The 13,845-nt window shown below is 67.3% G+C and carries 15 protein-coding genes; 9 read left to right on the top strand and 6 right to left on the bottom strand.

The features are described 5' to 3' along the window. Positions 1–29 precede the first annotated feature (29 nt). On the top strand, positions 30–1,370 hold the full coding sequence (locus NC7_RS17620; protein WP_067984457.1) for an MFS transporter: 1,341 nt from the start codon (positions 30–32) through the stop codon (positions 1,368–1,370). A gap of 195 nt (positions 1,371–1,565) precedes the next feature. Here NC7_RS17620 and NC7_RS17615 read toward each other — a convergent pair whose 3' ends face one another. Further along, a complete protein-coding gene (locus NC7_RS17615) occupies positions 1,566–2,204 on the bottom strand; it encodes a TetR family transcriptional regulator (RefSeq protein WP_067984455.1) in 639 nt (212 codons plus the stop codon). A gap of 145 nt (positions 2,205–2,349) precedes the next feature. On the opposite strand from NC7_RS17615, the gene NC7_RS17610 reads away from it, so the two are divergent. The 3 genes from NC7_RS17610 to NC7_RS17600 are packed head-to-tail and all read left to right on the top strand — an operon-like array spanning position 2,350 to position 4,935. Continuing rightward, positions 2,350–3,441 (top strand): ferredoxin reductase, encoded by a 1,092-nt coding sequence (locus NC7_RS17610; RefSeq protein WP_084458564.1) that lies wholly within the window; start codon positions 2,350–2,352, stop codon positions 3,439–3,441. Between the two features lie 40 nt (positions 3,442–3,481). Next, on the top strand, positions 3,482–4,630 hold the full coding sequence (locus tag NC7_RS17605) for a fatty acid desaturase family protein (protein ID WP_067984451.1): 1,149 nt from the start codon (positions 3,482–3,484) through the stop codon (positions 4,628–4,630). Then, the gene (locus tag NC7_RS17600) at positions 4,630–4,935 is read left to right on the top strand and encodes a hypothetical protein (RefSeq protein WP_067984449.1); all 306 of its coding nucleotides are present in this window, start codon (positions 4,630–4,632) and stop codon (positions 4,933–4,935) included. The genes NC7_RS17605 and NC7_RS17600 overlap by 1 nt, the downstream gene beginning before the upstream one ends. Here NC7_RS17600 and NC7_RS17595 read toward each other — a convergent pair whose 3' ends face one another. Then, positions 4,936–5,421 (bottom strand): DUF4254 domain-containing protein, encoded by a 486-nt coding sequence (locus tag NC7_RS17595; protein WP_084458563.1) that lies wholly within the window; start codon positions 5,419–5,421, stop codon positions 4,936–4,938. It abuts the gene before it with no gap. 328 nt (positions 5,422–5,749) lie between these two features. Between NC7_RS17595 and NC7_RS17590 the strand changes: the two genes are divergently transcribed. Further along, on the top strand, positions 5,750–6,070 hold the full coding sequence (locus NC7_RS17590) for a hypothetical protein (RefSeq protein ID WP_067984446.1): 321 nt from the start codon (positions 5,750–5,752) through the stop codon (positions 6,068–6,070). A gap of 2 nt (positions 6,071–6,072) precedes the next feature. Here NC7_RS17590 and NC7_RS17585 read toward each other — a convergent pair whose 3' ends face one another. The 4 genes from NC7_RS17585 to NC7_RS17570 all read right to left on the bottom strand — a co-directional run bounded on the left by NC7_RS17585 (position 6,073) and on the right by NC7_RS17570 (position 10,125). Then, positions 6,073–7,065, bottom strand: a complete 993-nt coding sequence (locus tag NC7_RS17585) for an ABC transporter ATP-binding protein (RefSeq protein ID WP_067984443.1) — start codon at positions 7,063–7,065, stop codon at positions 6,073–6,075. A gap of 2 nt (positions 7,066–7,067) precedes the next feature. Next, positions 7,068–7,901 carry an ABC transporter permease gene (locus NC7_RS17580; RefSeq protein WP_067984441.1) on the bottom strand — a complete coding sequence of 278 codons (834 nt, stop codon included), beginning with the start codon at positions 7,899–7,901 and terminating at the stop codon, positions 7,068–7,070. Continuing rightward, entirely contained in the window at positions 7,894–8,769 is an 876-nt protein-coding gene (locus NC7_RS17575) for an ABC transporter permease (RefSeq protein WP_236573557.1), read from the bottom strand. Before NC7_RS17575 ends, NC7_RS17580 begins: the two co-directional genes overlap by 8 nt. Positions 8,770–9,039: 270 nt before the next feature. Next, a complete protein-coding gene (locus NC7_RS17570; protein ID WP_236573556.1) occupies positions 9,040–10,125 on the bottom strand; it encodes a polyhydroxyalkanoate synthase family protein in 1,086 nt (361 codons plus the stop codon). A gap of 292 nt (positions 10,126–10,417) precedes the next feature. Between NC7_RS17570 and NC7_RS17565 the strand changes: the two genes are divergently transcribed. The 4 genes from NC7_RS17565 to NC7_RS17550 are packed head-to-tail and all read left to right on the top strand — an operon-like array spanning position 10,418 to position 13,845. Beyond that, entirely contained in the window at positions 10,418–11,608 is a 1,191-nt protein-coding gene (locus NC7_RS17565) for a lipid-transfer protein (RefSeq protein WP_067984440.1), read from the top strand. Between the two features lie 30 nt (positions 11,609–11,638). Then, a complete protein-coding gene (locus NC7_RS17560) occupies positions 11,639–12,079 on the top strand; it encodes a type II toxin-antitoxin system Rv0910 family toxin (RefSeq protein WP_067984438.1) in 441 nt (146 codons plus the stop codon). Then, entirely contained in the window at positions 12,076–12,954 is an 879-nt protein-coding gene (locus NC7_RS17555; protein WP_067984435.1) for a MaoC/PaaZ C-terminal domain-containing protein, read from the top strand. The genes NC7_RS17560 and NC7_RS17555 overlap by 4 nt, the downstream gene beginning before the upstream one ends. Positions 12,955–12,966: 12 nt before the next feature. Further along, positions 12,967–13,845, top strand: a complete 879-nt coding sequence (locus NC7_RS17550) for an SDR family oxidoreductase (protein ID WP_067984432.1) — start codon at positions 12,967–12,969, stop codon at positions 13,843–13,845.

The raw sequence follows: 13,845 nt of genomic DNA, 5'->3' as shown, positions 1-13,845 counted from the left end.
GGCGCCGAACCCGCCGTTACCCTCGGTGCATGACCGAGGTGAGCGCGTCCGCGACCATCGGTGAGGCGGCCGGACGCGGACAGGTGACGGCGTGGGGACTGTGGGATTGGGGGTCCTCGGCGTTCCAGGCCGTGACGCTCACCTTCGTGTTCTCGGTGTATCTCACCGACAAGGTCGGCGACGACCTGCCCGGCACGATCTCCGCGAGCGCCTGGCTCGGCTGGGCGCTGGCCGGTGCGGGCCTGGTTGTCGCGTTGACGGCACCGGTGTGCGGGCAGTACTTCGACGCCGTCGGGTCGCGCAAACGCGCGCTGGCCACCCTCACCGCGCTCACCGTCGGGGCGATGGCACTGATGTTCTTCGTCCACGACGACCACAACGACCTGTGGCTGGGTCTGGCGCTGCTCGGGTTCGCCTCGGCCACCTTCGAACTGGCCACGGTGCCGTACAACGCGATGATGCGCCAGGTGTCGACACCGGCGACGGTCGGTCGGGTATCCGGATTCGGTTGGGCGATGGGCTATTTCGGCGGCATCGTGCTGCTGCTCGCCTGCTATGTCGGCTTCCTCGCCGGTGACGGCGACCGGCGCGGCCTGCTCGACATGCCGACCGATCAGGGCCTCAATGTGCGCCTGGTGATCGTGCTCGCCGCCGTCTGGTTCACCGTGTTCGCGCTGCCGGTGCTGTTCACGGTGCCCGAACTGCCGCGCACCGGCGCCGATCCCGGCGCCGACCGGGTCGGCTTCCTCGGCTCCTACCGGGTGCTGTGGCGTGATGTGCGCGAGCTGTGGGCCACCGATCGGCACACCGTGTGGTTCCTGCTGGCCAGCGCCATCTTCCGCGACGGATTGGCCGGGGTGTTCACTTTCGGGGCCGTGCTGGCGGTCGGGGTGTACGGCTTCGCCGACGCCGACGTACTGCTGTTCGGCGTGGCCGCGAACGTGGTTGCTGGGGCGGCGGCGATCGCGGCGGGGCGTTTCGACGACCGGCTCGGCCCCAAGCGGGTGATCGTCGGTTCGCTGATCGGGATGATCGGGTGCGGGGCGGTGCTGCTGGTGGTCACCGGGCCGCTGATGTTCTGGATCTTCGGTCTCGCGCTCACTGTCTTCGTCGGTCCCGCGCAGGCCTCGGCCCGATCGTTCCTCGCCCGGTTGGCGCCGCCTGGGCGCGAAGGTCAGCTGTTCGGCCTGTACACCACCACCGGCCGTGCCGTCTCGTTCCTCGCACCTGCCCTGTTCGGCCTGTTCGCCTGGGCTTTCCACAACGACCGTGCCGGTATCGTCGGCCTGCTGGTCGTCCTCGTCGTCGGACTACTCGTGCTCCTGCCGGTGCGTGCGCCGAGCGGCGTGCGGGACGCCAAACCTGTGTAGCGTCACCGATTTTGCCCGCGCCGTCCTGTGAACACCTGTACTCCGAAGGGGATCAGCCTCGGAAACCGGGCGAACATGGGTAACTCACCGGGTATGAACGTCCGCGAACACCATGCCCTCGACGGGCGCCGACGCGCATCCGCCGCGGCGAACGCTCGGGCGGGCCCGTGAGCCCGAAACCCCGGACGACGCGGATCAGCGCGGGGTCCAGGCGGCGATGCCGAGGGCGATCAACCGCATCTGCATCACCGTGCGCTCCACCACCGCGGCCTCTTCCCTCGGCGTCGCCGAGACGAAGGCCGCGATACCGTCGGTGACGGTGCTGACCAGCAGGTCGGCGGCGATCTCGAGCTCTGTCGTGCTCCACGAGTCGAGCGCGCGCAACCGCGACAGGTCGGCGACGATCTCGCGCACGATCAGCTGCATCTCCATCGCGATGGCCTGACGCAGCGGCGACGAGCCGCCGTGGCGCTCGCGCAGCAGGAATCCGAACAGGGCGCGCTTGGCGGCGACCTGTTCGAACACGAAGCGCACGGTGTCGGCGAGGTGGGCGTCGGGCTTGCGCCTGACCTCGCGCAATGCCAGCCGTAGCGCGGTGACGCCCTCGTCGACGAGGGTGGCGCCGAGATCGTCCAGCGACGCGAAATGGCGGTAGAACGCCGTCGGCACGATCCCCGCCGAGCGCGCGACCTCGCGCAGGCTCAGTGCGGCGAATCCGCGCTCCGACGCCAGGGCCAGCGTGCCGTCGAGGAGAGCCGCCCGAGTGTGCGCTTTGCGCTCATTCCGGGTTCCTGCCTGCTCAGTCACATCGGTGAGCATACATCCGTTCACCATAGTCGCTTCCTTGGAAATGTAGTCCGGCTCACATCGTTGCCGGTTGACAGTGGACCGGGTCGATCCGGCACACTGGTGAGTGTACAGGCGTGCACTGAAATTTTCGCCAGCACGTCCACGGAACATCCGCAGAGGGGCAAGACACATGGTGGGACTGATCGACCTGGTGCAGACGTTGACGACGCCGCATCCGCTGGACCGGTACCTCGAGCTCGTCAGCCCGGCGCTGACCGCGCGGGAGCTGCGTGCCGAGGTCACCCATGTCTCGCGCACGGTGCCCGGCTCGGTGACGCTGACCCTGCGTACCTCGCGGCGCTGGCGTGGCCACAAGGCCGGGCAGTACATCCAGATCGGTGTACTGATCGACGGCGTTCGCCACGTGCGCTGCTACTCACCCATCGACCCGGAGGGCGGCAGCGACCGTTTCCTGCAGCTCACCGTCAAGGCGCATCCGGGTGGGCTGGTTTCGAACTACCTACACGATCACGCCGAACCGGGCATGATCGTCAACCTGGAGCCCGCGGGCGGTGTGTTCGCGCTCCCCGCCCAGCGACCCGCGAAGGTGCTGCTCATCAGTGGTGGCAGCGGCATCACCCCGGTGCTGTCGATGCTGCGCACCCTCGATGCCGAGGCGTACACCGGTGAGGTCACCTTCCTGCACTACGCGCGTCAGCCGGAGATGGTTCCGCACCGCGCGGAGCTGGCCGCGATCGCCAACCGGCGCCCCAACTTCCGGGTGGAATACCGCTACCCGGTGGAGCCGGGCACCGTGATCGACGGTGAGACGTCCCCCGGCAGCGGCTTCTTCGACTACGACGAGCTCGAGCGGGTGGCGCCCTGGTTCGCCGACTCGCAGACCTTCGTGTGTGGTCCGCCGCCGCTGATGCGGGCCGTGCGAACCATCTTCGAGGCCGAGGGTCTGGCCGATCGGGTGCACAGCGAGGAGTTCACCCTCACCACCGTTCCGGTCGACCCGGCCGAGGCCACCGGCACCGTCACCTTCTCCGGCAGCGACGTCGCCGCCGAGAACAACGGTTCCTCGCTGCTCGAACAGGCCGAATCGGCCGGGCTCACCCCGGAATACGGCTGCCGCATGGGGATCTGCTTCTCCTGCACCGCGACCAAGGTGTCCGGCTGCACCCGCAACCTGCGCACCGGCGAACTCGACGCCGACCCCGACAAGCAGATCCAGATCTGCGTGAACACCGCCGTCGGCGACGTCGACATCGCCCTCTAGTCAACCGATCACCGCGAAACAACCCAGGGGAGATACTGCTATGACGATCCTCACCGAAACCGCAGACGGCCCGGTCATCCTGACCCCCGACCAGGTCGAAGAGCTCGGCAAGGCGCTCGACGACCTGCGTGCCCGCGTCGTCGCCGACCTCGGCGAACGCGACCGCGACTACATCTACAAGATCATCAAGACCCAGCGTGGGCTCGAGGTGGCGGGCCGAGGACTGATGTACCTCGGCTTCCTGCCGCCGTTCTGGCTGGCCGGTGTCGCCGCGCTCGGTGCGTCGAAGATCCTCGACAACATGGAGATCGGCCACAACGTCATGCACGGTCAGTACGACTGGATGCGTGAGCGCGGCGTGAACTCCCGCGAATTCGACTGGGACACCGTGTGCCCGGCCGATCAGTGGAAGCACTCGCACAACTACATGCACCACACCTACACCAACATCCACGACATGGACCGCGACATCGGTTACGGCATCCTGCGTATCGATGAGGGTCAGAAGTGGAACCCCTACTACCTGGGCAACCCCGTCTATGCCTTCCTGCTGATGGTGCTGTTCGAGTGGGGCGTGATGGTGCACGACCTCGAAGCCGACAACATCATCAAGGGCAAGCGCAAGTGGTCCGACCTCAAGCCGCTGCTCAAGGGGCAGGCCAGGAAGGCGGGCAGGCAGGTCCTCAAGGACTACGTGGTGTTCCCGGCTCTGACCGGCCCGCTGTTCCTGCACACCCTGGCGGGCAACGCGGCCGCGAACCTGGTGCGCAACCTGTGGACCTTCTCCATCATCTTCTGCGGTCACTTCCCGGCGGGCGTGCAGACGTTCACCAAGGAGGAGACCGCCGAGGAGACCCGCGGTGAGTGGTACGTGCGCCAGATGCTCGGCTCGGCCAACATCAAGGGCTCGCGACTGTTCCACATCATGTCGGGCAACCTCTCGCACCAGATCGAGCACCACTTGTTCCCGGATATCCCGGCCAACCGGTACCCGGAAATGGCGCCCGAGGTGAAGGCGCTGTGCGAGAAGTACGGTCTGCCCTACAACACCGGCCGTTTCTCCAAGCAGATCGGTTCGGTGTGGGTCAAGATCTTCCAGCTCGCGTTGCCCGACAACATCATCAAGAGGGCGCCCAAGCCCGGTGTTATCGTTATGCGTAATCGGAAGGCAACCGAAGTGGGCGTGTGATGGTCGGCAAATTCGAAACCAACAAGGATCTCGTCCAGGAAATGACGACCTCCGGTGCGCAGCGGGTGGGCAATATCGCCGCGCTCATCACCGGAACCGTCGCGGGAGTGGCTCGGGAGATCGGTGAGTTCATCACCGACGTGATCGAGATGAAGGAAGCGGCCGCCGCGGCGCGCCGTGACGCGGCGGACTCGGACTACGACGCCGACGAGGTGCGCGTGGCCGAGCGTCCCGTCGCCGAGGCCGGGACCGAGGTCGTCGAGACCGAGGTCGTCACGCCGAAGCCGGTTCCCGACCAGCACTGATCACCACACCGGCAACCGGCGGCGGTGCTCGATCACATCGGTGATGAGATCGCGGTAACCGTCGGCCAGTTCGGCCAGCCGGGACCAGTGCAGATGAGTACGACCCTCCGGATCGCCGTCCAGCGCATGCTGGGCGGCGATCCATTTTCGTGCCATCCGGTCGATCACCGCGCCGAGCGTCTCGGTGTGCAGCGAGGCGCCCGCGCGATGGGCCAGGTTGGTGGCCACCCAGGTGTCGATGAGCGTCATCTGGGTGCTGCGTTCACGGTCGATCTCGTCGATCAGGCACAGGATCCGCGCGCTCGACACCGCCGGATCGCGGGCCTCCTCGATCACCGCGTACCGGCGGGCGTGGCATTCGGCGAGGGCGGCGGCCGCGTCGAGCACCCGGTGATGGGGGCGGTTGCGATCGATCGGCCGGACGAACGCCCGTAACAAGGCCGACGGCGACGGTGGTTGTGTCAGGTGGCCGGAGTCGATCGGCATGGTGCACGCCCCTGAAAAGCTTGCGAGGTGGATACGCCGGGCCGGGGAATCGCCGGGACGCGCCCCGGCACCGGCGTAGACCCGCCCAGGCGCCGACGAATTCCGCGACGCTGCGGTGAGGATGACGGCCCGGGAAATCGGGACCCTTCCAGGAAAGCGCGATCCAGGATCGACGCGCAATAGTATGGTGTACAAAACTCGCGGCAGGCAGAAATTGTTATGTGCCGATGACGGGCGGGTCACCTGCCGGTGACCGGGAAACCGACGCGGCACATTCACGGCAATCTCGCCCACGCCGATGCCCGCGTATGCACTAGCCTCGGTAGATGTGCCGGCCTATGTGTCCTCGCCCGAGCTGACTTTCGGCTTCCTCTTCGCGCTGGAAGATCCCCAGCGAATCGCCGACGTCGTCCGCGACCTCATGGAACGTCGTGCGGTGTCGGTGTTCCGGCTCGCCCGCCTGTCCGACGACGAGGGACCGCCGCAGCGCTACGTGGTGAACTGGGCGGCCATCCCGCAGATCGCCATCACCACCAGCGCCCCCGACGCCGAGGAGTTGCGGGCGCAACGGATCATGCTGGTCAACGCCTTCATCGGGGAAGGTGGCGAGGTGAGTATGTACTCGGGGAATCCGAACGCGCCGAGCTGATCTCAGCGCGCCGATTCATAGATTCGGCGCACCACGTCCTCGATGCCCGGCTCCTCGATGGACAGATCGCGCACCTTGACCCGATCCGAGACCGCCGCGAGCAACGCCGCGGCGGTGGTGTGTTCGGCGTCGAACGCCAGACGCTGACGCATCCCGCCCGCCGCGCTCGACAGCAATTGCGCGCCGCACGGCAGATCGTCGAGATCCGGTGTGGGCTCGGCCAGGTCGACGACGAGCACCCGACGCGCGCCGACGGTGGCACCGAGACCGGTGAGCGAACCGTCGTAGACGAGCCTGCCGTGGTCGACCACGAGCACCCGTTCGCAGAGCCGTTCGATATCGCCCATGTCGTGGGTGGTGAGCAGCAGGGTGGTTCCGCGCTCCATCCGCTCGGCGCGCAGGAACTCGCGTAATCGTTGTTTGGACAACACGTCGAGACCGATCGTCGGCTCGTCGAGAATCACCAGCTCCGGCGAATGCAGCAGGGCGGCCGCCACTTCGGCGCGCATCCGCTGACCAAGCGAGAGCTGACGCACCGGTGTGTCGAGGGTGTCGGCCATCTCCAGCTGTTCGACGAGTTCGTGTGTTCGTTTGTCCGCGACCTCCGGGTCGAGCCGGTGGATCGCGGCGAGGATCGAAAACGATTCGTGCAGCGGCAGATCCCACCACAGTTGGGACCGCTGACCGAACACCACACCGATCCGCGAGGCCAGTTCGCGGCGCTGTCGCACGGGTTCGAGGCCGCACGTGCGGACCGTGCCCGTGGTCGGGACGAGGATGCCGGTGAGCATCTTGATGGTGGTCGACTTACCCGCGCCGTTGGCGCCGATGTAGCCGACGGCCGACCCGCGTTCGACCGTGAAGCTCATCCGGTCCACGGCGGTGATGACGTCGCGATGTCTGCGCCAGCGGCTGCCGTTCTTGCGGTAGACGCTGAATTGCCGGGTGAGGTCGTCGATGTCGATGATCGGATCCGATGTGCCGTTGTCGTCCATCGTTATCCGCCTCCTCCCTGATAATGCCGTGTCCCGACCCGCCACGCCGCCGCCGCGAGCAACCACACCCAGGCGGCGGCCAGCGGCGTGAGCCACGCCGACCATGCCGGGAGCAGCGGCGGACCTGGCAGACCGAGCAGCGCTGTGGTCGGCACGTACGCCGTGAACGCGACCGGAATCGCGAACCCGAACAACAGTTTCAGCGGTGTCGGGAACACCGAGGCCGGTTGCATCGCGGCGAACGAGCCGCCGTAGGTGAAGCTGTTGGTGAGCTCGGCACCGTCTATCAAGAAGAACTGTAGCCCCGCCGCGCATACGAAAAGGCCACAGAACAGCGCGATTCCACTCAGCAGGGTGATCACGATCAAGGTAACCGGCGCGATGCCCCAGTCGATGTCGTTGCGCCACAGCCCGATGCCGAGCACGATCACCGCGACGGCGGCGCGGGCGATCCGGCGCAGTGAGATGTCGCTGGTGATTAGTTGCATCAGCAGTGGTTGCGGGCGAAGGTGATACGCGTCGAGGGTGCCCATGCGGATCATCGTCGGCAGCGAGTCGAGGTGGCCGACCAGGACCTGCGCGAGCGCGAAGGCGGTGTTGGACAGGCCGAACAGCAACAGTGCCGCGTCGACGTCGAGTCCGCCGAGGGTGCCGACATTGTGGAAGATCACCCACACCTCGGCGAACTCGACGAGCCCGATCAGGAACGCGCTGAACACCTCGGTGGCGAACGAGATCCGGTAGACCCGCTGTGCTTTCACGCGCGAACGCAATACTGCGAGGTAGGGGGTGAACCAGGTCCCGGACACAATGCGCGCGGTCTCCGGTTCAGCCACCCTGTACCTCCAACCTGCGTTGACCCGCTCGCAACAACACCCTGCCGAGCAGCCCGATCACCAGGACCCAGAAGCCTTGAACCGCTACGGTCGTCAAGGCTTCCATTCCGGTGACCCGCCCTGACAGCGTATCGATCGGGGACTGGAGGATGGATGGAAACGGGGTAGCGTGCGCGACTACGCGCAACCACTCGGGGAACATGTGCACCGGAACGAAAAGCCCAGCGAGGAACGTGCCGACGATCTGGTACAGCGTGCGGATGCCACGGATCTCCACCACCCAGAAACCACACAGCGCCACCGCGAACAAGCACAGGAACGACAACGCGACCGCGAGCAGCACACTCATCAGGCCGAGCAGACAGGCCAGCGGTGTGTCCGGCATCGACAGGCCGAACACCGTCGCGCCGATCAGAATGCTCGGCAACGCGCGCGGCAGGAAGGTGCACGCCGCCCGACCCATGTCGGCGGCGAGATAGCCGAGCTGCACGTCGACCGGTCGCAGGAAATCGATGGCGACGTCACCGGTCTTGATCCGCTCGACCAGCTCGATCGGTGGCCCCATGAACTGCGTGGCCCCGAGCAGTGCCTGCGACAACCACACGTACGCGGCGATGGTTGCCTCGTCGTACCCGCCGAAATCACCGGCCGATCGCACCGCCGCGACCATCACCGCGGCACGGACGAACCCGAAGACACAGTTGGTGAACAGTCCGGCGAACATCGCCAGCTTGTATTGCGCCTGCCGTTGGAAACCCGCCCGTGCGAGCGTCCAGTACACCCCGGCGGTACCCGGTGCGCGCCGTCGGCACCTGCGTCGGCGCACCGCGAGAGCGATCCCCGCGTCCCCCTCCGCATTGCCCCGCACAATCAGTCAACTCTAGGCGGCCGCCCCTGGATCAGGACGAAAACGGCGTTGTTCGCCGATCGCTGTCAGTCCTTGGGGAACCCCGTCGCGAACAGGATCGCGATGGCGACAGAGCTGACCACGGAGATGGCGAGAATGATCCACATGAGGGGCAAGATTACCTGTCGCCCACTCTTGACACGGCATCGGTCCGGCTCGCCCGGCGGCGCTGGTCGCCGCCGGGCTCGGTGTTCTCCCCACGACGTCGGATCGGGCGCCCTGGGGCCGGGGTCAGACCGGCACGCTGACGGAGTCGTCGCGTGGCTCGTCGACATTTCGCCGGTCGGTGCGGGCGAGGAAGTCGGCGATGGCGGTCCAGGTGCCGGTGCGCGCGTTCGGGCCCGCGATGATGCCGAGGTGGCTGCCGTCGACCTCGGCGAAGGTGACCGGGGCTCGAGTGAGGACCTCGACTCCGGCCGCTACCGAGGCGGCGGAGGCCAAGGTGTCGCGGTTGCCGCCGATCAGCAGGACCGGGACGGTGACGGTGGTCAGGTCCACGGCGTGTTCTGGGTTGAGATGCACTGTGCCCGTCCACATTTCGTTGCGCAGGATCAGCTGACGGTAGACCTGCCGGTAGAAGCGGCCCGGGTAGCCGGGCATCGTATCCATGAACCGGTCCACGGCCTGCATCCGCGCCAGGGACTCGGTGTCGCCCACGTGGCGCGCGATGTAGAGGGGTTTGGTCAGCTCGCGGTCCAGTGATTGGGCGCGGAAGCCGAGGCGCACGGCGTGCTTGGGGATACCGCCGAGGAGCCGCACCGGCGCGGTGACGAGCTGGGTCGGTGCGAGTCGGCCGAGTGATCTGGCCAGCGCCATCTGTCCGTTGCGGCGTTGGTCGAAGGGGGTGCCGACCGCGGTCACCGAGGAGACGGGTAGTGCGGGGTCCGCGGCGGTGGTCAGCAGGCTGATGGTGCCGCCGAACGACCAGCCGATCACCTCGACCGGCGCGTAGGCCTGCTCGGCGCTGACCCGGCGGATCGCGTCGGGGACGATGTCGTCGACCCATTCCTCGAAGCCGAGATCGCGGTCGGCGTAGGTGATGTCGCCGTAGTCGATGACATAGACCTCACGCCCGAGATCGAGCAGGAACTCGACCAGGCTCTGGCTGGGTCGCAGGTCGTAGCAGGAGATGGTGACCGCCAGCGGCGGGACGAGCAGGATCGGATTGCCGCTGCCCGCGGTCGCGCGGCGGTAGTGCCGCAGCCGTCGGTGCGGATGGCGATAGACGTCGACCGATGGTGTCGGGGTGTACGGCTCGACCCCCGCCCGGAACAAGGCGCCGATATTGCGCACCGCGGTGCCCCATCCGACCATCATCTTCCCTCCATCACCCCGGATCCACTGACCTGGACATCGTGTCTCACTTACATCCGCGCTGCAACTTTCGCTGTCGCGCCGACATCGGTGCTGTCGACATCGGTAGTGGTCAAGGGCGGTAGACCGTAGAGATTCCAGGCGAAACGGCGTGTTCGGGCACCGTTTCGGGCGTCGTCGCGACCGGCGGAATTCGCTCCATCCGAGGTGTTGACTTGGACACGATGTCCAATATACCTTCCTGGTACACGTAGTCCCACGTACTTGGGATAACGCGACACACAGGAGTGCGTACATGACACAGAAGGTGTTCGTCGTCGGCGTCGGCATGACGAAGTTCGAGAAGCCGGGCGCGCTGGAGTGGGATTACCCCGACATGGCCCGCGAGGCGGGCACCAAGGCACTCGCCGATGCCGGAATCGACTACAACCAGGTGCAACAGGCCTACGTCGGCTACGTCTACGGCGAGTCGACCGCCGGTCAGCGCGCCGTCTACGAGCTGGGGCTCACCGGCATTCCCGTGGTGAATGTCAACAACAACTGTTCCACCGGCTCCACCGCGCTGTACCTCGCCGCCCAGGCCATCCGAGGCGGCCTGGCCGACTGCACGCTGGCGCTCGGCTTCGAGAAGATGCAGAAGGGTTCGCTCGGCTCCACCTACGACGACCGCGAGCAGCCGATGATGCGGCACCTGCTGGCGCTGGCCGAACTGCAGGAATTCGCCATGCCGCCCGCGCCGTACATGTTCGGCGCCGCGGGCAAGGAGCACATGGAGCGGTACGGCACCACCCTCGAGCAGTTCGCCAAGATCGGCGTCAAGAACCACAAGCACTCGGTGAACAACCCGTACGCGCAGTTCCAGAAGGAATACAGCCTGGAAGAGGTGCTCGAGGCCAAGCAGATCTACGGGCCGCTCACCAAGCTGCAGTGCTCGCCGACCTCCGACGGCTCGGGCGCGGTGATCCTGGCCGGCGAGTCGTTCGTCGACAAGCACAACCTGGCCGACCAGGCGATCGAGATGGTCGGGCAGTCGATGGTCACCGACCTCGAGAGCACCTTCTCCACGCAGAGCGCGATCAACCTGGTCGGCGCCGACATGTCGCGCACCGCCGCCGAGGCCGTCTACGCCCAGGCCGGTATCGGGCCCGAGGACGTGGACGTGATCGAGCTGCACGACTGCTTCTCCACCAACGAACTGCTCACCTACGAGGCGCTCGGCCTGTGCGCTGTCGGCGAGGGCGGACGCCTGGTCGACGACAACGCCACCACCTACGGCGGCAAGTGGGTCGTCAATCCCTCCGGCGGCCTGATCTCGAAGGGTCACCCGCTCGGCGCGACCGGGCTGGCCCAGTGCAGCGAACTCACCTGGCAGCTGCGCGGCACCGCCGACGCCCGCCAGGTCGACGGCGCGCGCGTCGCCCTGCAGCACAACATCGGTCTCGGCGGTGCGGTCGTGGTGACCGCCTACCGCCCGGCCAACCGCTGATTTTCCACCATCGCAACGAGGAGTATCCCCATGGCATCTGTGTCCGTCTCCACCGAACTGCCCATCACCCCCGAAGCCGCGTGGGCCAAGCTCAGTGACCTGGCGACCTGGGAGGAATGGCTGACCATCCACCAGGGCTGGCGGTCGGACCTGCCCACCGAACTGACCGTCGGCGCGCGCTTCATCGAGGTCGTGTCGGTGATGAACATGGCCAACAAGATCGAGTGGACCGTGGCCGAGGTCGACCCGCAGAAGTACCTGAAGATCACCGGTACCGGCATGGCGGGCGTCACCGTGGAATTCGTGCTGAAGGTCGAGCCGACCGCCACCGGTTCGTCGGCCGCGTTCGACGCCTCCTTCAAGGGCACCATGATCGTCGGCCCGATCGGCAAGGCCGTCGCCAAGAACGCCGAGGCGGATCTGAAGGAGTCGATGGCCAAGTTCACCGAGCTCGTCGGGTCCGCGGCGTGACCAGCGGCGAAGCGACCACGGCCGGAGTCGTCTTCGACGGCTCCGGCCTGGGGGAATGGACCGAGGAGGAGCGTTTCTCGGTCACCGCCGAGCGGATCGCCGAATACGCCGCCGCGACCAATGACCCGATCGCGGCCCACCGCGACGGGACGGTCGCGCCACCGGTGTTCGCGGTGGTGCCGGTGTTCACGTCGATGGCGCCCGCCGCGCTGTCGGTCGCCCCGGTGGAACTGCTGATGAAGCTGGTGCACGGGGAGCAGGACTTCCTGTTCCACCGGCCGATCCGGCCCGGCGACGAACTGGTCGTGCGCGCCAAGCCGATCGGGTACGTCGGCAAGCCCAACGGCTCGACCGTCGTCGTGTACGCCGAAACCCGGGACGCGGCGGGCGAACTCGTCAACGAGCAGTGGCTGACCGCGTTCTTCCGCAAGGTCGACGCGGGCACCGGCGAGGGCGAGGCCGCACCGGAGCACCGCATCACCGACGCCGATCGCGCGGGCCAGGCCGCGGCGCGGGTCACCGCGCAGATCGACAAGGATCAGACCTTCCGGTATTCGCCTGCCTCCGGCGACCCGATGCCGATCCACCTCGACGACGAGATCGCGCAGATGGCGGGTCTGCCCGGCATCATCAACCACGGCCTGTGCACCATGGCCTTCACCTCCTGGGCGGCGCTGACCGAGCTCGCCGACAGCGACACCGCGCGCCTGCGCCGACTGGCCGTGCGTTTCGCCAAGCCCGTGCTGCCGGGCCAGGAGATCACCACCACCTTCTGGCCGACCGAGTCCGCCGACACCGGCGTGCGCGCCTACGCCTTCGAGGCCGAGGCGGCGGGCCAGATCGCCATCACCGACGGCCGCGTCGAATTCAATTAGGAGACAAGACTCATGGGAAAGCTTGACGGTCGCGTCGCGGTGATCACCGGTGCCGGTCGCGGTATCGGCCGCGAACACGCGCTGCTGTTCGCCAGCGAAGGCGCCAAGGTCGTCGTCAACGATCTCGGCGGCGCCAACGACGGCACCGGCACCGATGCCGGACCCGCCCAGCAGGTGGTCGACGAGATCGTCGCCTCGGGCGGGCAGGCCGTGGCCAACACCGACAACATCGCCACCTGGGACGGGGCGAAAGCCCTTGTCGACCAGGCGATCAGCGAGTACGGCTCGCTCGATGTGCTGGTGAACAACGCGGGCATCCTGCGCGACGCGTTCATCGCGGGCATGGACGAGTCCCAGTGGGACGCGGTCATCGCCGTGCACCTCAAGGGCCACGCCGCCACCCTGCACCACGCCGCCGCGTACTGGAAGGCGCGGACCAAGGCCGGTAACCCGGTCTCGGCATCGGTGATCAACACCGCCTCGGCCTCGGGCACGTTCATGCCCAACGCCGGTCAGGCCAACTACGGCGCCGCCAAGGCGGGCATCGCCGCGCTGACGCTGGTGGCCGCCGACGAACTCGAGCGCTACGGCGTGCGGGTGAACGCGATCGCCCCGATCGCCCGCACCCGGCTCACCCTGGCCACCCCCGGCATGGGCGCGCTGTTCGCCGCCGAAGTGCCCGAGGGCGAGTTCGACGCGTTCTCCCCGGCCAACATCTCCCCGCTGGTCGCGCACCTGGCCGAGGCCGACTGCCCGCTCACCGGCAAGGTCTTCGCGGTGCAGGGCGGTGCCATCATCGAACTCGGTGGCTGGCACGACGTGCGGACGGTCGAGACCGACGGGCCGTGGACCATCGACGGGGTCGCCGCGCAACTGAAGGAGACCAGCTAG

Origin of the sequence: Nocardia caishijiensis NBRC 108228, from assembly GCF_001612825.1 — a bacterium.
Taxonomy (GTDB): domain Bacteria; phylum Actinomycetota; class Actinomycetes; order Mycobacteriales; family Mycobacteriaceae; genus Nocardia; species Nocardia caishijiensis.
This window is presented reverse-complemented; position numbering and strand designations above follow the sequence as displayed.